The organism is Pantoea stewartii subsp. stewartii (assembly GCF_008801695.1).
GTDB lineage: Bacteria > Pseudomonadota > Gammaproteobacteria > Enterobacterales > Enterobacteriaceae > Pantoea > Pantoea stewartii.
In genome coordinates this window covers 1-23,874 of sequence record NZ_VZPF01000077.1, presented here as the reverse complement: position 1 = coordinate 23,874, position 23,874 = coordinate 1, and the positions used below count along the sequence as shown (strand labels likewise).

Here is a 23,874-nt window from a genome sequence, read left to right as displayed (position 1 = left end):
GAATATTTTACGGCATTCTCCGCTAATGCTCAGGCGAATATCCCTGAAGGACGTTCTTAACAATTTAACAAGGGTTTACCACAAAATGGTGCTGGTTTATTAGCGTCAATTTGTGGGGATCCCTCAGCCGCTAAGCCCCTGCCCTGCCTTGCTGACAGGCTACTGAAGAGCCGCAGCCAGGCGGCGCATTGACCGTGATGATCGGGCTGGGGCGAAATTTTTTCGTCCTGCGTGGCGCGTCACTGACAAACGCCCCGGGAAGACGAGGGACACCGTCACGGCAGACTGCCTTGTCCCGGCAGCAAAACGCGGTGCTACCGCTGCCTTGCTTCATCCTGAACAAGCCGGCACGCGGGAGGTTATGTAAAGACAGAGACTGACTAAGTAAATTATTCCTTGTCTGGACGGGCCTGCCGATAACCTTTTTGCAGCATTAGCGGAAACAATTCTTATGGAGAACCTTATCTTCAGACCAGGAAAAATGTCACTCAACATGATGCTCAACGCGGCTTTCCTGACCGTCATCATGCTCGGCGTGTGTATTACCCTTTTTGCCGGTATCAAGCTCAGTACGGTCAGAGATCAGCAGAAGCTGACGGTGGCCCGACTGAATGATTTACGCACCTTACAGACCATTAAGGACAACGTTGCACAGCAAACTACGCTGCTTCTGGCGGCATCCTCGGATGACAGGCACGCATCCATACAGGATATCGCTGCAAAGTTTGCGGCATTACAACAAAACAGTGATGACACCACCGCCCACTTCCGCACGCTGATTAACGGAGCGCGTACCATTCCGGGTATTAACCTCAGCGAGGTGGATGAAGCCTCTGACTTTTTGAAAAAAATCGAAACGTCATCGCCGCCTTTCAAGGCCAGTGCGACGCGAGTCCTGCAACAGGACGGCAATGCCGTCCGTGAACATATCGACAACGCGCTACTGACGGACCTGGCGAACTACCGCTCAGCCGTCAGCGATATGGTGGCTTATCAGGATCGTGTAACCGGCGGTACGGCAGTGAAGACCGAAACGGGGCTCGCAGGCGTGTTCCTGTCGCTGAGCGTACTCACCGTGGTGTTTATCGCTCTGGGCTTTGTCATGAGCTGGCTGATTACGCGCCGTATCAAGAAACAGTTGGGCGCAGAACCCGCCCAGGCACAGGCGCTGGCCGCCGCCATTGCCGCCGGCGATCTGAGTACGCCGGTTAAACTTCGCCGCGATGATGCTTTCAGCCTGATGGCCTCACTGGCAGGCATGCAGGACAACCTGCGTGACCTGGTATCGCAGATTAAAGCCTCATCCGCTTCCGTCTCGCTGGCGGCCGATGAAATCTCACGAGGCAACACCGAGCTGTCTTCCCGAACCGAACAGCAGGCCGCCGCGTTACAGGAAACGGCCGCCAGTATGGAGGAGCTGACGACAACGGTGAAAAACAATGCCGCCAGTGCGCAGAAGACCGCCGAGTCTGCCCGTGAGACCGCATTGCTGGCACGTAAGGGGGAAACTGACGTGCAGAAAATGTCGGATACCATGCACACGATTTCGGCCAGTGCGCTTAAAGTTCGCGACATCATCGCCGTGATTGAAAGCATCGCCTTCCAGACTAATATTCTGGCGCTCAATGCCGCCGTAGAAGCCGCGCGCGCCGGTGAAGATGGCCGAGGTTTTGCGGTCGTTGCGGGGGAGGTCAGAACACTGGCGCAGCGCAGTGCGACGGCAGCCCGTGACATCAAGCAGCTCATTGAGCAGGCGGTTACGCAGGTGGAAAGCGGCGTGGGCGTCGCACAGGGAACGGGGGAAAGTATTCTGAAGATTGTCGGTATGGTCGGCTCACTGGCGTCCGCCATGGATGAGATTTCACTGGCATCGACTGAGCAGATGCAGGGTATTTCGCAGGTCAGCATCGCCGTCAGTCAGATGGATGGCGTCACGCAAAATAACGCGGCCCTGGTTGAGGAATCTTCCACCGCGTCTCACGGTCTGTCTGATCAGGCGCATGCGCTCCAGGCGATTGTGGAAACGTTCAGGGTCTGACCCCGACAGAGGCCAGATGCAGATGCTGGCCTCTTTCATGCTCAACGCGCCGCTCTCAGCTCTCCCCTTTCCCGTTTCTCAGCCATCAGGCATCGCTGTCTTTTAGCGGCTTCGTTACAGGCTTTCATGTCAAACCACCTGCGCATTCATTTCTACCGGTCAGGACAGTCAGATGAAACGCCATTCAGTCCCTCGGCATCCTGTTTAAAGGATTTAAAATGCTGATTGTCGTCAATTTTCACCACATAGACAGAATCGAAATCGGTTGCTGACCAGTCCGGCACCTGCCCGGCATCCCCACCCGTTTTTTCAACCAGCCTGCGCGCAGCGGTCACCAGATTTTTGTGTTCCCATGAGATAAACGTCAGAGGCACCGCTTTTTCTGCCAGCAGATCCGCGACCAGCTTATTGGGCTTGTCGGCGTGAAAACGCAGTATGACGGGTTGAGAAACCTGTACCGCCAGAGGAATAAGGGTTGAAAGCGGGCGCAGTGAACTGCCGGTTTTATCCTCTTTTGGTGCCGAGGCATAAAGCGCATCGGGATTGCCGTAGCGGCTGAGCAATACCCTCGGCAGTTTCAGGGCGCGATTCAGCCCTTTGCAGGTCAGTTGCCCGCTGGCGTTGTCGGGCTTTTCGCCATGACGGAAAAACACAAATGTACTGTCAGCCGAAGCCTTCAACGGGATAAGTGTTGCAAGACCAAACAACAGCGCGAAAACGTTTTTCATCCGGGTCTCCTGTTGGCGATGATGGCGGAGTGGATAACCTACTTCACGTGGGCCTGTAATAACCAGGGGTAAATGATGGGTAAGACGGCAAAAGCAAAAGACTGGCGAAATATCGCGGTTGATGTGGTCAGATTTATCGGCTGTATTGCGTCTGCCAGGCGCGAATATTTTTTGGCGGCGGTCTGTAATTATAAGGCCTGCCCCGTTTCCCTTCTCTGCGTTGTAAGAGACCGGCCCGCGAAAAAAACCCTCATTCGGGCGTTAGCATACATGATCTGCAGACAAAGCTGCCCGGCTAAACAGTAGAAAATTTCATCATTTAGCTGACTTATGCATCCTGCAACATGGCCGATAACCTGTCTGTAATTAATTTTAATCTCAGGGAGCAGTTATGTTAGGCAAATTATTCAGGAAATCCCCGCCCGCGCCAGAAGTCATTTTACCGCCACGCCAGGAGGTGCCCGTCGAAGAAGTGCCGCCATGCGGGACGTTATCAGATCGTCTGGACAGTTTTTTGACTCTGCTGCCAGAATTCTTGTGGGTCTGTGAGGGGAAAGACATCACCGACAGCACTCCGCTCTGGATTTCATCTGCCGCGCCGTTTAATTTGCCGCAAGGGGGCAACAATATCCTGACTCTCTCGGCGCTTTGCTCGCTTGTTCATGATGAAGACAAAAGTCATTTCAGACAGCTTTTACGAACCGTTCAGCCCTCTGCCGCTTCCGGTGTGACCCATAAATGCCGTTTTATGACGGCAGGCGGCAGCTACGAATGGTTTCAGGTAGCCGTTAAACGTGAGCGCGGCGCTGACGGCCATAACCAGAGGCTGACAGGTACGTTGCTGAACATCAGTGAGGACGTGGCGCACGAAAGCGAATATGACATTGTCATGACCCGCTTCAACCTGTCGCGTGAAATGCTGAATGACGGGCTCTGGGACCTGCAGATCATCAATGGTGACCCTTTACATCCGAATAACGTTTTCTGGTGGTCCCCACAGTTCAGAAAACTGCTTGGATTCGAAACCGTTGAAGAGTTTCCTGATGTGATTGACAGCTGGGCTTCCCGTCTCCATCCCGACGACAGTCAGCACACGCTGGATGCCTTTATCAAACACCTTAACGACCATTCGGGCGCAACAGGTTATGACGTTGAATACCGCGTTAAACTCAAAAACGGCAATTACCGGTGGTTCCGTGCACGTGGGCAGACCCGACGGGACAAAGAGGGTATACCTTTGCGGGCGGTCGGGGCGCTGATCGATATACAGACGCTGAAAGACCAGGAGGTTCAGGCTGAGCATGAACGCCAGCGAAGAGATGAGGCATCAGCCTCTGTCAGTTAGATCGCTGATTTGGTCTCTGAAAATGCTAATATTGCCGCTCAGATCAAACTCATCTCACTAAATGCCAGCATTGAGGCCGCCAGAGCCGGCGTGCAGGGACGAGGGTTTTCTGTTATTGCCAGCGAAATCCGCGAACTGGCCGACAGAACCGCGGAAATAACCGAAAACATAAGCCGTCTGCAAATCCGGCTGGATGCCTCTTCGCGCCTTTAAAATCACCACTGCACCCTTCAGTTTCATCGCACACTTTCTGGTTGGCTTCCGGGGAGTGTGCCCACTACTCAACACAACATCCCATTTTGCCGGGCTCGGACTGAATTGCGCATCATACCCTTTTATTATCGGGCAAAACCTGAATGCAGGCTGAGGGATAATCCCTTCAACGCTGTATTTATGTTTTGCCCGATTGTGTTTCAGGAGTGAGCGATGCTGGTCAGACAAATACTGAATAATAATGTGGTCAGTGCCGTAGATGGGCTTTGTTGAATAATAGGTAATCATTCTGTTTTGTCTGCACTGTTTTGGTAGAAAACGCTGATGCCAGACAGAACACCGTCATACGCAAGCATGTAATGCATTGATTTTATGTTATCTGAAACAACCGTTTTCATAGTACCACAGCATAAAATCCATTTATTCAACAAAGCCCCGTAGATGATAACGGCCTTGAAGTGATTTTAACCGGTCGGGGGCTGGGATTTAATACACGCAACGGGGCCCGTATTCATCTGCACGAAGCAGAAAAGATATTTCGGCTGCAAGATTCAGGCATCTCTGCACGCTTTAAAGATCTGGTCAGTGAAATTCCCATCGATATTCTCCAGTTGACCGCTGATATCGTCAGCCTGGCGCATGAAACGCTGAAGCATAAACTAAGCGAAGGGCTGTATGTTACGCTGGCCGATCACCTCTACTTTGCGCTGGAGCGGCATAAAAATAACGCGCAGCTCGCCAACCCACTGGAATGGGAAGTCCGTCATTTTTACACCGCAGAATATGCGATTGGCCGCCAGGCACTGGGCATGGTAGTGGCCCGCACCGGCACCGTGCTACCAGACAGCGAAGCCTGCAGTATTGCGCTGCATATCGTGAATGCCGGGCTCAATGATAACTTAGGCAAAACCACTAAAATCACCCAACTCCTCTGTCAGTTACAACAAATCGTAAAATACTTTTTTACGCTGACCCGCGATGAACACAGTCTGAATTACCAGCGCTTCATTACCCATTTAAAATTCTTTGCGCAGCGGGTCATTGATGGCGAAGTATTAAATAACGACGACGAGGAATTATTCACGCTGGCACAACAGCGATATGCCCGAACGTTTGAGTGCGTAGAAGCCATCAGCACCTTCGTAAAAAAACATTATCACCACAGTATGAGTCACTCAGAAAAACTCTATCTAACGGTACACATTGAAAACATCGTGCAGCGCAGTGCGCATGATGTTGACACCCCATAATGCATTACTGAATTGCTTTACCGGCTTGTGACTGTTTAATCAGGCAAACCCCAGAAAATATGCCACCCGGTTTATGCCGGTCATTGTGGATGACGTCATATCGACTTCAGTCTGGAGGGATTTATGAATTATCAGGACACCGCACAGCAAATTATTCCCCTGATAGGCGGAAAAGATAACGTACAGTCTTTATTTCACTGCATTACCCGCCTGCGTTTTTTACTAAGAGATAACAGTAAAGCCGACCGTCACGCGCTTGAAGCACTGGATGGCGTGATCGGGGTTAATATTTCTGGCGACCAGTTTCAACTCATCATCGGTAATGATGTCAAACCACTGTGCGATGCGCTGCTCAGTCAGCTTCCGCTTCAGGAAGCTTCTGTCCGCCCTGCTTCGCGCTGTAACCCTGTTTCCGCAGTGCTTGAAGGGTTGTCCGGCATCTTCTCACCGATTATTCCGGCCATAGCGGGTGCAGGGATTCTCAAGGGCATTCTGGCGCTAATGGTGGCGTTTCACTGGCTGGAGACACAAAACCAGAGCTACCAGATCCTGCTGGCGATCAGTGATGGCGTGTTCTATTTTTTGCCGCTGGCGCTGGCGTTCAGTGCGGCAAAACGCTTTGGTGCCAATCCTTATGTCGCTGTTGCGCTGGCGGCATCACTCTTTCACCCTGCCCTGCAAACCCTCTTTACCGCAGGTGAGCCGATACGTTTTCTGGGTTTACCCGTTCGCACGGTGAACTATGCTTCGACAGTCATTCCGGTCCTGCTATCAATCTGGCTGTTGAGTTACGTGGAGCGCCTGATTGACCGCGTTATCCCTGCCGCTCTCAAAACCATGTTTGTTCCGCTTTTAAGCCTGCTTATCGTCACGCCGGTGACGCTGATCGCTATCGGGCCATTAGGGATTTTTGCCGGTAACGCGCTGACCGGGGGCATTATCTGGCTGGTCGAAAACATGGGCATTATCGCGGGCGTGGTGGTCGGCGGGACGTTGTCGCTGATTATTATTACCGGCATGCACTATGTGCTGGTGCCGGTCATGATCCATAACATCAGTCATCTGGGATTCGACCCGTTTAAAATTCTTTTCTATGTGACCAACCTTGGTCAGGCCGGTGCGGCGTTTGGCGTCTTTCTGCGGGCCCGGGATAAAAAGCTTAAATCGCTGGCGCTTACCACCAGCTTCAGTGCTGCCATGGGCATCACCGAGCCTGCGATGTACGGCATCAACATTCGCTACAAACGTCCCTTTGCCGCCGCTCTGCTTGGCGGTGCCTGTGGTGGCGCGTTTGCGATGGCGATGGGCGTAAAAACCTATGCGTTTGCACTCAGCGGCCTGCCCGGCATTCCCGCCCTGGTTGGTCCCACCTTCTTATCAGCACTGCTGAGTCTGGTCATTGCCTTTTCCAGTGCGGCCCTGCTGACCGTCATACTGGGTTTTGAGGAAGCGCCCCGGAAGAACGTGGACAATACAGCCTCCTCACACTGTCATCATACGCAGGACCACGTAAGGCTTTTTGCGCCGGTCAGCGGTGAGATCACTCCGTTAAGCGCCTTAGCCGATCCGGTTTTTGCCGATGAAATTTTTGGCAAAGGGCTGGCGATTTATCCGACCGGCGGCAAGTTGCGCTCCCCCATTGATGGCCGCGTCGAGTCGCTCTTTGAAACCCACCACGCGCTGGGGCTGAAAAGTGACACTGGCGCGGAAATCCTGATCCACATTGGCATCGATACCGTGAAACTCGGCGGCCGCCATTTCACCAGCCATATTCAGCCGGGCCAGTTTATCCGCACCGGCGATCTACTGATCACATTCGATCTGAACGCGCTTGAGGCCGAAGGCATCGATCGGAGCGTGATTGTAATCGTGACCAACTGCGAACGCTATGGCGAGGTTCGCCCGGTAAAAGCCGGGGGACATATCGCCTGCCGTGACGCTTTTCTGACATTCACCGCTGCGGCGGTTTAAGGAGCAAAGCATGACGTATTCACCCTCTTTTCCCGAAGATTTTCTGTGGGGCGGTGCCACGGCCGCGAATCAGCTTGAGGGCGCCTGGCATGTCGGCGGTAAAGGGCTGTCCGTATCGGATGTGTACACCTTTGACGCATCCACACCGCAAGACCAGTGGCTGGATCAGTGGTTAAGCATGACCCATGCGCAGGTAGCGGAAGCACAGAATCCGGAGAGCAAAAAATATTATCCCAAACGTAAAGGCAACGGGTTTTACACCCACTTTAAAGAGGATATCGCGCTGTTCGCCGGGATGGGATTCAGGTGCTTCAGGATGTCGATTGCTTGGACGCGCATCTTTCCACGCGGCGATGAAGCAGAACCCAACGAGGCGGGCCTGCAGTTTTATGATGCAGTGCTGGATGCTCTGCTCGCTCACGGGATCGAACCGATTGTGTCATTGTCACATTACGAAATGCCGCTTGCGCTGGTGACGGATTACGGCGGCTGGCCCAATCGCCAGTTGGTAGATTTCTATGTGCGTTTTGCCACCACAGTTTTCATGCGCTATCGAAAGAAAGTGAAATACTGGATGACGTTCAACGAGATCAACTGTGTTAAGCATCACCCTTACGTGAGCATTGGCGTAATTGAAGAAGGTCACCCGCATATTGAACAGGATAAATACCAGGGTGCCCATCATCAGTTTGTCGCCAGCGCGCTGGCGACAAAGGCTTGCCACGCCATTATTCCCGGTGCGCAGGTGGGCTGTATGATCAGCTATCAAATCCTGTATCCGCACACCTGCCATCCGGATGATGTGCAGGCGTGCGAAGAGATGCAGCGCGTGTCGTTGTTTTTTAGCGATGTGCAGGCACGCGGCTACTATCCGGCTTATGCAGAAAGAATGCTGGCGGAAAAAGGCGTACAGCTGATTAAAGCCGTGGGCGACGATGAAATCCTGCGGCAACATCCGGTGGACTTTGTTTCCTTTAGCTATTACATGTCCAGCACGGTCAGCGCCCATCCTGAAAAACTCACCGGCGCGCAGGGCAATCTGATCACCGGCGGCATCAGAAATCCACACCTGGAAACCAGTGAATGGGGTTGGCAAATCGATCCCAAAGGCCTGCGCCTGGCACTGAATCAGCTGTATGATCGCTATCAAAAGCCGCTCTTTATTGCCGAAAACGGCCTGGGCGCAGTGGATACCGTCAAGCCCGATGGCAGTATTGATGACGATTACCGCATTGACTACCTGAGCCAGCACGTCGCGCAAATGAAAGAGGCCATTGCGGATGGCGTTCCCCTGTTTGGCTACACCTGGTGGGGACCGATTGACGTGGTGAGCGCAGGTACGGCGCAGATGTCTAAACGTTATGGGTTTATCTACGTGGATCAGGACGATATGGGCAATGGCACGCAGAAACGTACCTTAAAAAAGAGCTATCACTGGTATAAAAAACTGATAGCCTCTAATGGCGAAGACACGGGTCATTAAGCCGGTTGAACGCCATTGCTGTGACCTGCTGGCAGTCGCTGTCAGCAGGTCATTTTGATCTCAGCCGCTGCCATGCATATCTGGCAGAAACACGTTGCTGTCACATCAACCTGAAGAGAGGGTTAAGTTGAACACGCTGCATCTCGTCGATCCCGAGCTACGTCCCCTGCTCGCTAACAGCGCGCCGCTGGAACTCACGCCTGACGCAATCATTACGCTACGCCAGCAGCGCCAGGATGCTGCGCTTAAGCAGGTCCAGTCGTACCGCGACCAGGGGCTGAACATTGATGAACACCTGATCGCGTTTCCCGGCCATCCGTCGGTCAGAGTCTGTGTGATCACGCCCGTTGCGACCGCCGGTAAACGCATGGGCATATTACATCTTCATGGCGGCGGTCATCTGTTTGGCAGCCCGGAGCAGTCTCTGTCGCTGACCAGCGCGACGGCACGGCGACATAACTGTGTGGTGGTCTCGGTGGACTATCGGCTGTCACCGGAAACCGTATTTCCGGGATCGCTGGAAGACAGCTATCAGGTGCTGAACTGGATGGTGAATGAAGCCGCGATGCTGGGCATTGATCCGGCACGTATCGGTGTTATGGGCGACAGCGCCGGTGCCGGGCTGGCGGCCTCACTGGCGCTGTTCACCCGCGATCGGAATGGCCCCACGCTGGCCTTTCAGAATCTGATGTTCCCGATGCTGGATGACCGCACGGTCACCGAAACCCACCCCAATCCCGTGACCGGCGAGTTTGTCTGGACGCGGGAATACAACCGCATCGGCTGGTCAGCGCTGCTGGGCGAAGCGCCCGGTGGCGAAGCCGTTTCGCCTTATGCGGCCCCCGCTCGCGCCACAGACCTGCGCGGGCTTCCCCCTGCCTGGATTGGCGTGGGCACGCTGGACCTGTTTCTGGATGAGAACCTCGACTATGCACAGCGGTTAATCCGCGCCGGGGCTGCCGTGGAGTTGCACGTCTGGCCGGGTGCGTTTCATGGTTTCCACGGCAGTGAGACGGCGGCAGTATCGTTGCAGGCCCGGGAACTGCGCCAAATCTGGCTGTCGCGCTTTGCGCCCTGATACTCAGCCAGGCCAGGGTTAACGTCCATCCAGGGCTCACGGAGTGAAGTGATGCAAATGCTGCACATTGTGCCTCGCCTGATGACAGCGGTGCGGGCGGGCAACAAACGCCATACGATACGCTGGCAGGAACAGGCCATTACGCCCGGTCCACTGCGTTATATCAACCACGAAGATCCTGCTGACAGCGTCATTGTGACTGTTGAACGGGTTGTCATGATGCCTCTGTCATCCGTCGCGCAGCATCTGGGCAAAGATGAGGAATGGCCCGATGCGGAACTGCTGGCAGGCATGCAGGAGCACTATCCCGCGATTCAGCTCGATTCTCAGGTGGCAGTGATACATCACTCCGCCCCCTGTGAGACGGAGACAGGACGCTATCAGACACTGCTTGCCGCGTTGACGGCGCTGGAATGCAGTCTGCATCAGGAAAAACGTTACGATGCAGCCTGGCTGGCGCAGCGACTGCATCCTGAATTTCAGGAAATTACCCGCTCGGGCGTGCGGGTGAATCGCGCGCAGACGATTGCGGCCTTACAAGCTGAAGCGCATGCGCCGGCAATCGTCAGCCGCGATTTTCAGCTGATACAGACAGAAACACATCACGCCCTGTTGCTTTACCGTACCGCAAGACCCGATGGCCGCCATGCCGCATGGCGGTAGTCCCATTGGGTGTACCACGCAACGCAAGGCTGGCAGATGATTTTTCATCAGGCCAGCCCCGCAGCAGAACCGGATTTTTAGTGCGGATACCGGCGCATCCTGAAGACGGATGCGCCCGCCTGGCTATTTCACTACCGGGTTTTTCTGCAACGACAGCGCATCCATAAACGCATCGTCCAATTGCAGATGTTGTTTCACCAGGTCGCGCGGCGTACCGGCCAGCCATTGATTCAGTGAAATGTCAGCGTAATAATCGCTTTTGAACAGCTCCAGGAACCGCAGCGGCCCCTTGCCGGTGTTTTCCACATAGTGCCCCATGGCGAACGGCACATAGCCGACATCTCCGGCCCGGTAATCAAAGGTTCTGGCCTGGCCGGATGAACCAAACACGCCCATGCGCCCTTCGCCTTCCAGATAATATTGCCACTCATCGTTGTTTGGATGCCAGTGCAGCTCACGCAAGCCACCAGGTTCGATCTCGACCAGTGCCGCCGCAATGGTTTTGGAGACCTTAAAGGTGGAAGAGTCGGTGATGCGGACCGTGCCGCCTGGCGCTTTGATCGGGTCCTGCGCCAGCATACGGTGAGTAAAGGTGCGTTTGGCTTTGGTTGCCCCTTGTACCTGCACCGATGACAGGCTGCCGGGCACCGGTGCGGCAAAGATATATTCGTCCTGCGGTGACGGTAGTTTCGCAAAGGTTGCGACAGGGACCTTGAAGTTTTTCGCCAGGATCTCGGGCGGAATATGTTTAAACCAGTCAGACAGCAGGAAAGTGCTGTCTTCATCGAATCCACCGTTATCAAAGGCCAGCAGGAACTCACAGCCGTCCAGCCCCAGTCCCTGAATAGAGTGCGGAATGCCCGGAGGGAAATACCACAAATCACCCACGCCAATATCGTCCACGAACCAGGTGCCGTCGGTATCAAACGCCGTGACGCGGGCGTTGCCATAGGTCATGTAGGCCCATTCGCCCTCTTTATGCCAGTGCAGCTCACGAATGCCCCCTGCATTGAGGCGCATATCCACGCCCGCAATCGTGGTGGAGACGCCGAGCTCACGTTGAGTGACCTGGCGGGTCCATCCACCGCTGCTTTTACGTACGTGCGCGTCACTGAAGGAAAAGCGCAGATTTGGTAACGTGCCGCTGTCCGTCGCCGGTGGATTCACGATATCCGGGTTTTCGGCTTCGCGGATCGTGCGGGCCAGGATCGCGGCCCCCGCCGGAAAAAGACTGGATGCTGTCATGCGCGTGCACCTGTCCGGCCGCCAGCGCGACGGTGCCGCCCGTCGCAAAAGCCATAAAACTTCTTCGGGTTAATTTACTCATAAATACACTACCTCGTTCCTTGCTGATAAAGTCGCCGACATGCACTGTCCTAAGGAATGTATAGCGGGGAAATTTAAATTTTATTTATGTGATATGTAAATTTTGATGACAACCACAAGACAGGTATGGCGCAGAAGTTATCAACGCGTGCGAACTTTTTGCCGCTGGTTTAGGAATGGTTAAGTTTTCTTATTGATACTGCCCCAGAACTGGCATGAAAAGATAATTTTCGCGTCCGATCTTTGTATCGTTTTTGATCACACTTTGTTACAGGTGCAGAGCAGTGAGTGCACCGGCGCAGGCGGGTGACTGAGCAGGCATAAGGTGAATTGACTGCATAACGGGCGATCAGGTTATCCGGCCAGCATGACGGTGGTGTCCTGACCGCCTGACCAGGGCGCAGATAAGTCGGAGCAGTGCGGCGTCTGGCCGACATAACCTGCGTGACCCGACATGAACGTCCTGTCAAAACATGCCGTCCCGACGCGGTCTGGCGGCCTGTTGGGGTGCGCGTGCGGAGAAAGGCGCATCAGGTTGTTGCGCACAAGACGGGTAAGCGCTGTGCCGTTCAGGCAGATTAACGATGATGATGCTCTCTTCCGGTCCGTCGAGCACCTCATCCATCAGGTTCAGATAGTCGTAAGCATTTTGCATAAATCGTCTCTGTTCAGTTATCCATAGTGAAGCAGGTAATCCAGTCAACACAGGCACGAAATGATCACTGCGAAGGATCGATAATAGCCGCTAATCACCCTGTCACAAGCAGATTACGCTTATATGACAACAATCAGAGGAAAATGCGGCGTGCACAGGGCACGCCGCACCAGGTCAGAAGAAGCCAAGTGGCTGAATGCTGTAACTCACCAGCAGGTTTTTAGTCTGCTGATAGTGATCAAGCATCATCTTGTGGGTTTCACGACCAATGCCCGATTTTTTGTACCCGCCAAAGGCGGCATGGGCAGGATAGAGATGGTAACAGTTAGTCCAGACGCGACCGGCTTTGATCGCACGGCCCACCCGATAGGCGCGGTTGATATCCCGCGTCCAGACGCCCGCGCCCAGCCCATAGATGGAATCATTGGCGATGGCGATGGCTTCTGCCTCGTCTTTAAAGGTAGTGATGCCGACGACCGGTCCAAAGATCTCTTCCTGGAAGACGCGCATGCTGTTGTTGCCTTTCAGCAGCGTCGGCTGGATGTAGTAGCCGCTGGCAAGTGCATCGTCGAGCTTTTCAACGCCGCCGCCGGTGAGGATTTCGGCCCCTTCCTGACGGGCAATCTCCAGATACGAGAGTATTTTGTCGAACTGCTGCTGTGACGCCTGAGCACCGACCATGGTCTCCGTATCCAGCGGATCGCCGCGTCTGATGGTTTTGATACGTTTAAGCACCGCCGCCATAAAGGGCTCATAGATGGATTCCTGCACCAGCGCGCGCGACGGGCAGGTACAGACTTCGCCCTGATTCAGGAAGCCCAGCACTACGCCCTCTGCCGCTTTTTCAATGAAGCTCTCTTCGGCCTGCATAATGTCTTCGAAGAAGATGTTAGGTGATTTACCGCCCAGCTCAACGGTGGACGGGATCAGGCTTTTCGCCGCCAGCTCCAGAATGTGTCCGCCCGTCGCCGTCGATCCGGTAAAGGCCACCTTGGCAATACCGGGATGCGAGGCCAGCGCCTCACCGGCTTCTTTTCCGTAGCCGTGAACCACGTTCACCACACCGGGCGGCAGCAGATCTTGAATCAGTTCAACAAACAGCGTGATCGACAGCGGCGTTTGTTCTGCCGGTTTAAGCACCACGCAGTTGCCCGCACCCAGTGCCGGTGCCAGCTTCCAGGCCGCCATCAGCAGCGGGAAGTTCCACGGAATAATCTGCGCCACCACGCCCAGTGGCTCGTGGAAGTGATAGGCGGCGGTAAACTCGTCGATTTCAGCTGCGCTGCCCTCCTGCGCCCTGACGCAACCGGCGAAATAACGGAAATGATCCACCGCCAGCGGCATATCCGCAGCCAGCGTTTCCCGCACCGGCTTACCGTTATCCCAGGTTTCATTGACCGCCATGTATTCCAGATTTTCTTCCAGGCGGTCAGCAATTTTTAACAGTACCAGCGCACGTTGCTGAGGTGAGGTTTTGCCCCATGCGTCAGCGGCTGCGGCGGCCGCCGCCACGGCCTTATCGACATCGGCCTTGTCCGATCGGGGAAACTCGCCCGCGGCTGAGCCGTTAACGGGGGACGTATTGGTAAAATAGTTACCGTTTACCGGGGCGACGAACTCGCCGTTGATGAAATTGCCGTAGTGCTTCTGCAAAGTGATGAGAGAACCCTGTTCTCCTGGAGCGGCATAACGCATGCTGGATCTCCTTACGCTGTGTGATGTGAAACAACTATGAAACTTGTTGTTAACATATTCGATCAGCGCCAGCCTGACAGGTTTGTTGTCCCTAAACTGTGACCGCGGCGAAGGAAATACCCGCCAGAGCTACTACAGATAATTCCGACTTTTTACCGCTTCGTCTGTTAACTGGAAACTTTCGGCGCGAATGAGGTCAATATGAGGATATGTTCACTCTGGAGGTAGGTCAGCATGTTGGCTCCGGCTTTCACGTTAATGCGCGCAAAAGCAGATTTCGTCCACCAGTTCATCCGCAATCCGCGCAAGATGGGCAGCATCACCCCGTCTTCCGAAGCGCTGTGTCGCACCATGGTGGAAGCGGTCGACTGGCGTCATCAATTCCGGATCGCTGAGTTAGGCGCAGGCGATGGTGTGCTGACGCGTCGCCTGCTGGCAAAGATGGCACCTGAGGCCACACTGGACGTATTTGAAATCAGCAGCGCGCTGGCACAAAAGCTTAACGCGCTGGATGATGAACGCATGACGGTACGCACCTGTTCGGCGGAGTACCTGAACGGCAGCTATGACGCTATTTTTTCTGGCCTTCCGCTTCTGTCGCTGTCGCAGGAACTGCGCGAGGCGATTTTACAGGCGGTTTTCCACGCGCTGGGCCCCAACGGCGTCTTTGTACAGTTTCAGTACACATCCCTGACCCAGCCCGATTTGTCCCGTTACTTTACCTGGGAACGTCAGCGGGTTTTAAAAAACGTGCCGCCCGCCTGGGTTTACCGCTGCACCCGTCACTATGCGCCCTGAGCGCTGTCGACCGCCGGGCGCGTTTGCAGCCAGAAATGGGTTAAAATGCTGCGTGCCCAGTCCGCCCCCTGCAGTTCGGCGCCATCGCTGTCTACATCGTCGGGCAGACAGGCATCCATAATCTGGCGATCAAATTCGGGATGGAACTGCATGGACAGCGCATTCGGCGAATAGCGCAATACCTGGCAGGGATCTTTTTCTGACTGTGCCAGAATCGTCGACTGCGGCGGCGGTATCACCACCGACTGACGATGAGAAAGCCAGGCCTCGAAGTGATCCGGCAGGGTCGCAAGCAGGGGATCGTGCTTCGCCGCGGTCGTCGTGTTCAGCGCCAGTAATCCCCGTTCCCAGCCATGAGGGTTGTCCGCGACTTTACCTCCCAGCGCATACGCCATGAGCTGATGGCCGTAGCACACGCCCAGTAGTGGCAACTGCGCGTCCATCACCGCGCGAACCCAGGCGGCGGTGCGTTCGCTCCACTCCTCATGGTCAGTCACCATTGCCCACGAACCGCTTAATACCGCGCCGGAGATTTCAGTAAACTGTGGCAACGGCTCACCCAGGTGCGGACGGACGATAAGGTAATCTTCAGGCTGTAAATTCAGAGCATCAATAAACCAGACCGGTTGTTCACCGATTTTTTCGACCACACTGGCAGGAGGAACATCTAACTGAATCAGGGCAAGCGGCAAGGCCGGTGCATAAGTCATACCGAATCGGATCCTCACAGGCGTTAACGTTTCGGAAAATCAGTCCGACAGCAACTGTTGTAAAAGTCTTATGAATTTTTAGAGTTAACTAAATAAAAAAAACGTTAATCATTGTCTTAACCGCGCGGGTTCATGCCATGATTATCGGGTAACGTGTTTTTTCAAAGGATGACATTGTGGCAGTGCGGCATTTCTTTACGGTTCTGATGGTTGTGTCCATCTGGGCCTTTAATAACGTGGCGGTGAAATGGGGCTTAGTGGATTTACCGCCCCTGTTCCTGACCTGGATGCGGTTTTTCGTCGTGGCGATTGTCCTGGTGCCGTTTTGCCGGATTAACCGTCAACAGTTTCCCTGGCTGTTACTGCTGGCCTTTACGTTTGGCTTTATGCACTTCTCGCTGCTGTTTCTCGGCATGCGTTACACCGATGCCGGAACAGGAGCGATTGTGGTGCAACTGGGCACGCCGATTGCGATGCTGCTGGCGATGGTATTCCTGAAAGAGAAGCTGCGGCTTATCCAGCTTATCGGCATTATGATTTCGCTGAGCGGTGTAGTGGTGCTGTCCGGCAGCCCGACGATCCCCGCCTGGTGGGTGCTCTGTATCCTGCTGTGCAGCGCCACGGGCTGGGCGGTGAGCAATCTGATTGTGAAAAAATCGCCCCCGATTAAGCCGCTGACCATGACGGGCTGGATCGCGTTTCTGGCGTTGCCCATTGTCGGCGCGGCCAGCTATATGTCCGAATCACATCAGCTTTATGCCCTGCAACATGCGGGCTGGCGCGGCTGGTTTGCCATTCTCTACAGTGCGATTGCCTCTTCGGTAGTCGCCTATACCTTGTGGTATTCACTACTGAAGAAATACAACGTTAACCTGATTATGCCCTACTCCCTGCTGACACCGGTGCTGGCAGTGATCATGGGCATTGTGGTGCTGGGCGACAGCCTGAACAGTTTCAAAATTATTGGTGCCTCGCTGGTGATCCTCGGCACTACCATTGCGGTAATCAACCTGCGTAATCTGCGCATGCACGCCCGGTTTCCGCGCTTACGACGTCGTTAAAGGCACATGCTATGCTTCAGGAATCGTCCGCTTCAGGAGCCTGTAGCATGAATCATCTGGCCAACGCACTCTGGCAGCAGATGTGGCAAGGATTGCATGGCAACCCTGCGCCACACGCGCTGCCCGTTTTCACTGATCACGCGACCTTTTCCTCCGCCTATGCCGTCAGTGAACTGGCGGCCACCAGTCTGGGATTAGCGACGCAGGGCATCGCTGAATTACTCAATCGTCCTGTCCGTGCACAGATCAATGTCCGCCTTGCCTCACGCTGGTTCCAGCACAGTTTTATGCCGCTTAACCGCCCTGCACCCGCACTGTGGGATGCCTTCGCGGGCGATTACGCCTGCCGCAACGGCTGGATCCGTCTGCATACCAATGCGCCCCACCATCGCCTGGCGATGGAGAGCGTGCTGGGTCAGCATCCGGATCGGGATGCGCTGGCGCGGGAAGTGGCGCAGTGGCAGGCTACCGAGCTGGAGCAGGCCGTGATTGACGCTGGCGGTTGCGCTGCCGAAATGCGCAGTGCTGAAGCCTGGCGACAGCATCCGCAGGGACTGGCCGTCATACATGAACCGTTGTTTGCCCGGCAGACCATGACCGAAGGCCCTGCGGTCGACTGGGCGTTGCCCGACGCGCGTCCGTTACTGGGCATCAGGGTGCTGGATCTGACGCGCATCATCGCGGGCCCGGTGGCCACGCGCTTTCTCGCCAGCCTGGGGGCAAATGTGTTGCGTATCGATCCACCCGGCTGGCAGGAGCCGGGCGCGGATGAGGAGCTCGCCTGCGGCAAGCGCCGCGCCGTGCTGGACCTGAAACAGCCCGCTGACCGTGCACAGTTTATCTGGTTGCTGAAACAGGCCGATGTGCTTGTGCACGGTTACCGTGCCGATGCGCTGGAAAAGCTGGGATTTGATGCGGAATCGCTGCAAAGCCTGTGTCCCGGCCTGGTGGACGTGGGCCTGAATGCCTGGGGCTGGCAGGGCCCCTGGCGCAACCGGCGCGGTTTCGACAGTCTGGTGCAGATGGGTTGCGGTATTGCAGAACAGGGCATGCGCTGGAAGCAACATAATGCACCGGTGCCTCTGCCGGTTCAGGCGCTGGATCATGCCACGGGTTACCTGATAGCGGCGGCCGTGCTGGCCGGTCTGCGTCAGCGCCTTCATGAAGGCAGTGGGAGTCAGACGCGCCTGTCGCTGGCGCGCACCGCCTGGCTGCTGGAGCAGCACCGTTACGCCAGCGACATGGCCCATTCGGGGATCATCCCGCAGCACAGCGACAATCAGCCCAGCCTGGAACTTACACCGTGGGGAATCGGCGTGCGTCTGCACTCCGCCGCATGGCTGCCCGGCACCGCCCTGAAGTGTGCCACGCCCGGCTGCCCACCCGGCAGCCATCCGGCGACGTGGTAAATCAGGCGTCGTCGCCCTGCTCGCTGGCGCTTTCCACCAGCTCATCGTACATGGCCTGAATCGCTTCACGGCTCAACTCGGCCAGGGTGCGGTAAAAGGCGGTAGTGGCATGCGCCTCGACTTTGCCCAGGAATGCGCCGCACCACGGCATCAGAAACGTATCAAACAGCGCCAGTTGAGCGGCGCTTTCGTCTGCCGCAGACTGATCTTCCAGCCATGACGCCGCCAGCAACAGCGCGCCAAAATGGTCCGTCGGTGCTTCACCCAGCGGCATACCGCGCGAGGTTAAAAAGGCGCGGATCTCGGACTCCGGCTTTCCTTCCGGCCAGTGTGAGGCAAAGGGCGAAACGTTACATGATTCGCCAACAAACAGCGCCTCATAGTCGGCAGTCAGTGCCTGCGGATCGCTGCTCTGCTGTAACCGTTTCAACAGCGCATCCTGCTCCAGCGGCCACTGCGCCGCCAGTTTGCCTTCGCGAATCAGCGTAAACAGCGGTGCCAGCAGGGGATCCTGCGGATGGCGGTTAAACAGCGAGCCGATAATGCGGCACAGAATGGAAAACTCATTCATGAGTCAGAATTCCTTGAAGGAGAAAAATTAAAAGTCCGCCAGGTCGGGGATCGTCTTGCCCGTGCGCAGTGCCAGAAAATCGAGCAGGCGACGCGGCGTGACATTTAACACGCGATCCTCCGGAAAATCCACTTCTCTGGCGATACGCAGGCAGTGCTCAAAATTGCCCAGTATAAATGCTGTATGGGAATCAGAGCCGACGGCTTCGGCAATCGCCCGGCACGCTGCCATAATGGATACTTTATTGATATCGCATTGCGTTTAACAACGTAGTGCTGGCCACTGCCGTTTCTTACAGCGCAATGTTAATGGTAACTTGATACAACGATAAGTCTGAAAGCAGCCTTCAACAGCAAAAGCCCTCTCTTTTTTCACTCCTTATGCTCTCCTCTCGCTTTTCCAAGGTAATAAGCAGCAATAAAGCCTGCCAGAACTGAGCCTGCAAAGCCGCACAGTTTTAACGTCAGACTTTCAAAAAGGTACAGTGAAGTGAGGGCCAAAAACTCATGATCACGGTTATCGTACCTTCAATAAGATGTACAGAGAGTTTTCCTGCCCAATTCACACATTTCATTATTTATCCTATAGCGTGTTTGCCAGTATTCACTCATTGAACCCATACAGGGCTTTAGCAGGTTATGAATTCATATCAATTAATATGTTGTGCTGAAGTGTTTTTACATTATACGGAGGGTTGAGGCGACTTCTTTGATAAGGGCCATACTGACAGCGAAACTTGCCATCATACAACGATGCGTTGTATACGTAACACATCTGAGCATTCTTCGTGATTGCTAGTGTCAGAGACGCAACAACTTTGCTATTCCCCTCCCGCCTGAAAACTTGCACAAGCTAACTGATTGCGGAGAGGTTCTTTAACCTGCTCATCAGGTTTATTGCCTAACCCATAAAAGCCAAAGTAAGCAGGTAAGATTTACCGGAATGTTGGTGTATTCCTAAACCAACATTCCTTGATGAGGACGAACTAAAAGTCCGCCAGCTCGGGGATCGTCTTGCCCGTGCGCAGTGCCAGAAAATCGAGCAGGCGACGCGGCGTGACATTTAACACGCGATCCTCCGGAAAATCCACTTCTCTGGCGATACGCAGACAGTGCTCAAAATTGCCCAGGGTAAATGCCGTATGGGAATCAGAGCCGAAGGCCAGGCGTCCACCCGCCTTGCCGACGGCTTCGGCAATCGCCCGGCAGTTCGGTTCGCTGCCCGGACGCGAATGGGTAAAGGAGGAATTGTTCAGCTCCAGCGCCACATCGTAGTGTGCGGCCGCTTCGGTAATCGCCGGGATATCAACGGGGTATTTCGGGTTACCGGGATGGCTGATGATATGCACTAACCCTCCCGCCATGGCGGCAATCATCGCCTCGGTATTCTGAGTAAGGTCGCGCGGTGCATAGACGGGTTCGTGGAAGCCCGCCACAATCAGATCCAGCGATTCCAGCATCGGGCCGGAACAGTCGATTTCGCCCTGCTGGTTTTTGATGTTGGCCTCGATGCCGCGCAGGATCGCCACGCCGTCAATGATACGGGGCCAGATGCGCATATTCACAAAGTGCCAGTAGTGCGGTGCATCGGCCATATCCGGGCCGTGATCGGTGATGGCAAACAGTTTCAGGCCGTTCAGTTTAGCCTGCGCGACATAATCATGTAGCGTGCTGTAGGCGTGGGTGCTGGCAACCGTGTGCATGTGAAGATCGACGGGATACATTATCTGCTCCTGTAGGGGCCGGTTACGGCCCGAATCGTTAATAGCCACGTTGGCGATCGACGTAGCCCTGTGGGTTTTCACCTGCTTCAAGTTGAGTAATCGCGCGGGCAATGTAGTCCATCGCTTCCTCTTTCAGGGTGACCGCCGCATTATGCGGAGTAATTGTGACGCGCGGATGGAACCACAACGGATGATCGGCAGGCAGTGGCTCGACCTGGAAAACATCCAGTGCGGCGCCCTTTATTTGCCCGCTATCCAGGGCGGTGAGCAAATCGGCTTCCACGACCTGATCCCCACGAGCGAGGTTAAGGAAAAACGCGCCCTGCGGCAACCGGGCTAACAGTTTCTGATCAATCAGATTGCGCGTTTCTGCGGTGCTGGGCAGCAGATTGATCAGTACCTGAGTGTCACGCAGGAAATCGTCCAGCGCGTCGCGCCCGGCGAAGCTGGTCACACCGGCAATCTGCTTGGCTGAACGGCTCCAGACGCGCACCGGGAATCCCCTGGCCGTCAGGCTTTTCGCCACCTGTTGCCCCAGCACGCCCGCGCCTAAAATCCCGATATGAAACTGGTCACGCGAATACGACGGCAGCGGTTGCCACTGGGCCGACTGCTGCTGCTGTTGGTAATCATCAAAGCGACGAAACCAGCCCAGCACCCGACAGACCGCGTACTCCTGCATCTGTTGCGCCATGCCTGTGTCTTCCAGACGATAAAGGGGAACACTGTCTGACAGCATGTCCGGGTTTTGCTGCAGCTGACGCAAAATTTCGTCGACGCCCGCCCCCAGCGCAAATACCCCTTTCAGGTCATTGCGGCCCCGCAGCATGGCCGGCGGCGGCGAACGGACCAGCGCATAATCTGCCGGGGACGTATCGTCGGTCGTCCAGTGACGGACACGTGCATGGGGTAAGCGCTGCTGTAACCCGCTGATCCAGTCGTCAGCAGGTTGCGATGGATGAAACCAGATGATGTCCATAGTGATCCTCTTTTTTTCTCAGCCTCGGGGAAAAGTGGTCTGAGGGCAAGCGGAGCCTGAAAAAAAAGCACAAAATTTCGCAGGCTATAATCATCAATAAGTTACGCGGCTTCACATTTCCGCCGGACGAAAGGGTGAAAATTGCGGTTAAGGTCTAAAGTTGGAGAGTGGTCAATGCGTGACACATGATCACATTTCGGACAAGGAGAAACACCGATGAGAAACACTGAGGTAACAACGACTAAACGGTCTCAACGTCATGCGCCCGTTTTGCTTGGCGTGTTGTTAAGTGCGACCGTTTTCAGCACCTGGGCAGCCGAGGATTCCCGATTACTGACCAGTCAACCCCAGCCGCCCGATGTCCGTTTAGGACCGTTGTTCAACGCCGTACAACAGGCAAAATTTTACCCTGACCAAAAGACGTTTGCAGATGCCGTGCCTAAATATGATCCGTCCTCCACTCTGGCCGACTGGCAGATGCAGAAGAATCAGCGCGGTTTTGATTTAAAGCGCTTCGTCGCCGCGAATTTCACCCTGCCCACCGACAGTGACAAATATGTGCCGCCTGCGGGCCAGAACCTTCGTGACCATATTAACGGCCTGTGGCCGGTGTTAACGCGGACGACAAGTAACACAGGAAAATATGACTCGTTGCTGCCGTTGCCCAAACCCTATGTGGTGCCAGGCGGGCGTTTCCGTGAGGTTTACTACTGGGACAGCTACTTTACCATGCTCGGCCTGGCGGAAAGCGGCCACTGGGATAAAGTGCAGGATATGGTGGACAACTTCGCCTCGCTGCTGGATCGCTATGGCCACATTCCCAACGGCAACCGCACTTATTACCTGAGTCGCTCGCAGCCGCCATTCTTTAGCCTGATGGTGGATCTGCTGGCGACGCATGAAGGCGATAACGTCTATGTGCGTTATTTGCCGCAGTTACAAAAAGAGTACGATTACTGGATGGCAGACAGCGACAGCGTCGCCGCAGGTAATGCCAGCAAGCGGGTGGTCAAACTGGCCGACGGGACAGTGCTGAACCGCTACTGGGACGCACGCGACGTGCCGCGTACCGAATCATGGATGGACGACATTGCAACGGCGAACAAAGCGCCACAGCGCAACAAAGCAGAGATGTATCGTGATCTGCGCGCCGGTGCGGCATCGGGCTGGGATTTCAGCTCGCGCTGGTTTACCGATGCGCATAACCTTTCGACCATCCGCACCACGCAACTGGCCCCGGTCGATCTCAACAGCCTGATGTTCCATCTGGAAAAAACGCTCTCGACGGCGTATCGCCTGAATAAACAGGATGCGCAGGCTAAAGCCTTTGCCGATCGGGCTGAAAAACGTCAGGCGGCAATTAACCGCTATCTGTGGGACAGCAAACAGGGCTGGTACGCCGACTACGACTGGAAAACGCGTAAGATTCATCCGCAGCTAACGGCTGCTACGCTGTTTCCGCTCTATATGCAGATTGCCAGTGACAAGCAGGCTGACAGCACCGCCAGCGCGGTGGAAAAACAGCTGCTGAAACCGGGCGGTCTGGTGACCACCACAGTGAACAACGGCCAGCAATGGGACGCTCCCAACGGCTGGGCACCGCTGCAGTGGGTGGCCGTTGAAGGGCTGGAGCACTATAAAAAGCCGCAACTGGCGCAGCAGGTGGGTCTGCGTTTCCTGCGTAACGTTCAGCTGACGTACGATAAAGAGCATAAGCTGGTCGAAAAATACGTGGTCGAAGGCTACAATCTTGGCGGCGGCGGTGGTGGTGAATATCCGCTTCAGGACGGTTTTGGCTGGACGAACGGGGTCACGTTAAAATTGCTGGATAAATATTGTCCGAAAGATAAAACCTGTAACAGCGCCCACGATATTCCCGAGGCGCAAAGCAGCGCGAAATAAAGCGAACAGGCGAGAGATCGCGTTAACATAAAAAAGGCCCGCTGCGATGCGGGCCTTTTTTGGTTATCTGCGTACGTTAACTGCGTACTTTGCGGTAGATAAACAGCACAACCAGCGCGCCGATGACCGCGACGACAAAGCTACCGAAGGGCTTTGTTGAATAAATCAGATTCGGGGCGAGTGTCCCTGTAGCAGGGCAGAGTTTCAGGCAATACGGACACTTTCTGGCATTCCTGCCTTTGTCATTCTGTTCAGCGCTCGAACCATGGCCAGAGC

The 23,874-nt window shown here is 55.1% G+C and carries 20 protein-coding genes and 2 pseudogenes; 12 read left to right on the top strand and 10 right to left on the bottom strand.

The window, feature by feature from the left end:
* Positions 1-481: 481 nt before the first annotated feature.
* Positions 482-2,038 (top strand): methyl-accepting chemotaxis protein, encoded by a 1,557-nt coding sequence (locus F7Q90_RS19760; protein ID WP_006119689.1) that lies wholly within the window; start codon positions 482-484, stop codon positions 2,036-2,038.
* 152 nt (positions 2,039-2,190) lie between these two features.
* On the opposite strand, the gene F7Q90_RS19755 is transcribed toward F7Q90_RS19760, so the two are convergent.
* Positions 2,191-2,766 carry a histidine phosphatase family protein gene (locus F7Q90_RS19755; RefSeq protein ID WP_006119690.1) on the bottom strand — a complete coding sequence of 192 codons (576 nt, stop codon included), beginning with the start codon at positions 2,764-2,766 and terminating at the stop codon, positions 2,191-2,193.
* A 391-nt stretch (positions 2,767-3,157) separates the two neighbouring features.
* Between F7Q90_RS19755 and F7Q90_RS19750 the strand changes: the two genes are divergently transcribed.
* The 7 genes from F7Q90_RS19750 to F7Q90_RS19725 all read left to right on the top strand — a co-directional run bounded on the left by F7Q90_RS19750 (position 3,158) and on the right by F7Q90_RS19725 (position 10,769).
* Positions 3,158-4,111, top strand: a complete 954-nt coding sequence (locus tag F7Q90_RS19750) for a PAS domain-containing protein (protein ID WP_237166052.1) — start codon at positions 3,158-3,160, stop codon at positions 4,109-4,111.
* A gap of 9 nt (positions 4,112-4,120) precedes the next feature.
* The gene (locus F7Q90_RS27660; RefSeq protein ID WP_269466939.1) at positions 4,121-4,324 is read left to right on the top strand and encodes a methyl-accepting chemotaxis protein; all 204 of its coding nucleotides are present in this window, start codon (positions 4,121-4,123) and stop codon (positions 4,322-4,324) included.
* 422 nt (positions 4,325-4,746) lie between these two features.
* Entirely contained in the window at positions 4,747-5,574 is an 828-nt protein-coding gene (gene licT, locus F7Q90_RS19745) for a BglG family transcription antiterminator LicT (protein ID WP_044242135.1), read from the top strand.
* Between the two features lie 123 nt (positions 5,575-5,697).
* Positions 5,698-7,545: a beta-glucoside-specific PTS transporter subunit IIABC gene (locus tag F7Q90_RS19740; RefSeq protein ID WP_006119691.1), complete on the top strand. Its 1,848-nt coding sequence runs from the start codon at positions 5,698-5,700 to the stop codon at positions 7,543-7,545.
* A 10-nt stretch (positions 7,546-7,555) separates the two neighbouring features.
* On the top strand, positions 7,556-9,028 hold the full coding sequence (locus F7Q90_RS19735) for a glycoside hydrolase family 1 protein (RefSeq protein ID WP_006119692.1): 1,473 nt from the start codon (positions 7,556-7,558) through the stop codon (positions 9,026-9,028).
* A 127-nt stretch (positions 9,029-9,155) separates the two neighbouring features.
* Positions 9,156-10,106 (top strand): alpha/beta hydrolase, encoded by a 951-nt coding sequence (locus F7Q90_RS19730; RefSeq protein ID WP_006119693.1) that lies wholly within the window; start codon positions 9,156-9,158, stop codon positions 10,104-10,106.
* Positions 10,107-10,157: 51 nt separating this feature from the next.
* Complete coding sequence (locus F7Q90_RS19725) at positions 10,158-10,769, top strand: ASCH domain-containing protein (RefSeq protein WP_006119694.1); 612 nt, start codon at positions 10,158-10,160, stop codon at positions 10,767-10,769.
* Between the two features lie 123 nt (positions 10,770-10,892).
* Here F7Q90_RS19725 and F7Q90_RS19720 read toward each other — a convergent pair.
* The 3 genes and pseudogenes from F7Q90_RS19720 to exaC all read right to left on the bottom strand — a co-directional run bounded on the left by F7Q90_RS19720 (position 10,893) and on the right by exaC (position 14,445).
* A pseudogene (locus tag F7Q90_RS19720) lies at positions 10,893-12,096 on the bottom strand (cupin domain-containing protein).
* A gap of 465 nt (positions 12,097-12,561) precedes the next feature.
* Positions 12,562-12,750 (bottom strand): hypothetical protein, encoded by a 189-nt coding sequence (locus tag F7Q90_RS19715; protein ID WP_006119695.1) that lies wholly within the window; start codon positions 12,748-12,750, stop codon positions 12,562-12,564.
* Positions 12,751-12,924: 174 nt separating this feature from the next.
* A complete protein-coding gene (exaC, locus tag F7Q90_RS19710) occupies positions 12,925-14,445 on the bottom strand; it encodes an acetaldehyde dehydrogenase ExaC (RefSeq protein WP_006119696.1) in 1,521 nt (506 codons plus the stop codon).
* 234 nt (positions 14,446-14,679) lie between these two features.
* On the opposite strand from exaC, the gene F7Q90_RS19705 reads away from it, so the two are divergent.
* Positions 14,680-15,243: a class I SAM-dependent methyltransferase gene (locus F7Q90_RS19705; RefSeq protein ID WP_006119697.1), complete on the top strand. Its 564-nt coding sequence runs from the start codon at positions 14,680-14,682 to the stop codon at positions 15,241-15,243.
* Here the strand turns inward: F7Q90_RS19705 and F7Q90_RS19700 are convergent.
* Positions 15,231-15,953: a glutamine amidotransferase gene (locus F7Q90_RS19700; RefSeq protein WP_006119698.1), complete on the bottom strand. Its 723-nt coding sequence runs from the start codon at positions 15,951-15,953 to the stop codon at positions 15,231-15,233. The two genes, F7Q90_RS19705 and F7Q90_RS19700, sit on opposite strands and share 13 nt — an antisense overlap.
* Positions 15,954-16,129: 176 nt before the next feature.
* Here F7Q90_RS19700 and F7Q90_RS19695 point away from each other — a divergent pair, with 176 nt between their 5' ends.
* Together F7Q90_RS19695 and F7Q90_RS19690 are read left to right on the top strand one after the other, a co-directional pair.
* Positions 16,130-17,014, top strand: a complete 885-nt coding sequence (locus F7Q90_RS19695) for a DMT family transporter (protein WP_006119699.1) — start codon at positions 16,130-16,132, stop codon at positions 17,012-17,014.
* 47 nt (positions 17,015-17,061) lie between these two features.
* Positions 17,062-18,423: a CoA transferase gene (locus F7Q90_RS19690; protein ID WP_006119700.1), complete on the top strand. Its 1,362-nt coding sequence runs from the start codon at positions 17,062-17,064 to the stop codon at positions 18,421-18,423.
* A gap of 1 nt (position 18,424) precedes the next feature.
* On the opposite strand, the gene F7Q90_RS19685 is transcribed toward F7Q90_RS19690, so the two are convergent.
* From F7Q90_RS19685 to ghrA, 4 genes and pseudogenes are all read right to left on the bottom strand, one after another.
* The gene (locus tag F7Q90_RS19685) at positions 18,425-18,994 is read right to left on the bottom strand and encodes a TorD/DmsD family molecular chaperone (protein ID WP_006119701.1); all 570 of its coding nucleotides are present in this window, start codon (positions 18,992-18,994) and stop codon (positions 18,425-18,427) included.
* A gap of 27 nt (positions 18,995-19,021) precedes the next feature.
* Positions 19,022-19,216, bottom strand: a pseudogene (locus F7Q90_RS19680) (histidinol-phosphatase); the annotation flags it as partial.
* A 763-nt stretch (positions 19,217-19,979) separates the two neighbouring features.
* The gene (locus tag F7Q90_RS19675; RefSeq protein ID WP_006119703.1) at positions 19,980-20,717 is read right to left on the bottom strand and encodes a phosphatase; all 738 of its coding nucleotides are present in this window, start codon (positions 20,715-20,717) and stop codon (positions 19,980-19,982) included.
* Between the two features lie 37 nt (positions 20,718-20,754).
* Positions 20,755-21,696, bottom strand: a complete 942-nt coding sequence (ghrA, locus tag F7Q90_RS19670; protein ID WP_006119704.1) for a glyoxylate/hydroxypyruvate reductase GhrA — start codon at positions 21,694-21,696, stop codon at positions 20,755-20,757.
* 216 nt (positions 21,697-21,912) lie between these two features.
* On the opposite strand from ghrA, the gene treA reads away from it, so the two are divergent.
* The gene (treA, locus tag F7Q90_RS19665) at positions 21,913-23,598 is read left to right on the top strand and encodes an alpha,alpha-trehalase TreA (RefSeq protein ID WP_006119705.1); all 1,686 of its coding nucleotides are present in this window, start codon (positions 21,913-21,915) and stop codon (positions 23,596-23,598) included.
* Positions 23,599-23,674: 76 nt separating this feature from the next.
* On the opposite strand, the gene F7Q90_RS28145 is transcribed toward treA, so the two are convergent.
* The coding region (locus F7Q90_RS28145) for a GlsB/YeaQ/YmgE family stress response membrane protein (RefSeq protein ID WP_346265401.1) at positions 23,675-23,874 on the bottom strand (200 nt) is incomplete at its 5' end.

Excerpts from the sequence above, each read along its gene's own strand:
- F7Q90_RS19760 (WP_006119689.1), top strand. The coding sequence starts at position 482 with ATGTCACTCAACATGATGCTCAACGCGGCTTTCCTGACCGTCATCATG.
- F7Q90_RS19755 (WP_006119690.1), bottom strand. The coding sequence starts at position 2,766 with ATGAAAAACGTTTTCGCGCTGTTGTTTGGTCTTGCAACACTTATCCCG.
- F7Q90_RS19750 (WP_237166052.1), top strand. The coding sequence starts at position 3,158 with ATGTTAGGCAAATTATTCAGGAAATCCCCGCCCGCGCCAGAAGTCATT.
- F7Q90_RS19740 (WP_006119691.1), top strand. The coding sequence starts at position 5,698 with ATGAATTATCAGGACACCGCACAGCAAATTATTCCCCTGATAGGCGGA.
- F7Q90_RS19735 (WP_006119692.1), top strand. The coding sequence starts at position 7,556 with ATGACGTATTCACCCTCTTTTCCCGAAGATTTTCTGTGGGGCGGTGCC.
- F7Q90_RS19725 (WP_006119694.1), top strand. The coding sequence starts at position 10,158 with ATGCAAATGCTGCACATTGTGCCTCGCCTGATGACAGCGGTGCGGGCG.
- F7Q90_RS19715 (WP_006119695.1), bottom strand. The coding sequence starts at position 12,750 with ATGCAAAATGCTTACGACTATCTGAACCTGATGGATGAGGTGCTCGAC.
- exaC (WP_006119696.1), bottom strand. The coding sequence starts at position 14,445 with ATGCGTTATGCCGCTCCAGGAGAACAGGGTTCTCTCATCACTTTGCAG.
- F7Q90_RS19705 (WP_006119697.1), top strand. The coding sequence starts at position 14,680 with ATGTTGGCTCCGGCTTTCACGTTAATGCGCGCAAAAGCAGATTTCGTC.
- F7Q90_RS19700 (WP_006119698.1), bottom strand. The coding sequence starts at position 15,953 with ATGACTTATGCACCGGCCTTGCCGCTTGCCCTGATTCAGTTAGATGTT.
- F7Q90_RS19690 (WP_006119700.1), top strand. The coding sequence starts at position 17,062 with ATGAATCATCTGGCCAACGCACTCTGGCAGCAGATGTGGCAAGGATTG.
- F7Q90_RS19685 (WP_006119701.1), bottom strand. The coding sequence starts at position 18,994 with ATGAATGAGTTTTCCATTCTGTGCCGCATTATCGGCTCGCTGTTTAAC.
- F7Q90_RS19675 (WP_006119703.1), bottom strand. The coding sequence starts at position 20,717 with ATGTATCCCGTCGATCTTCACATGCACACGGTTGCCAGCACCCACGCC.
- ghrA (WP_006119704.1), bottom strand. The coding sequence starts at position 21,696 with ATGGACATCATCTGGTTTCATCCATCGCAACCTGCTGACGACTGGATC.
- treA (WP_006119705.1), top strand. The coding sequence starts at position 21,913 with ATGAGAAACACTGAGGTAACAACGACTAAACGGTCTCAACGTCATGCG.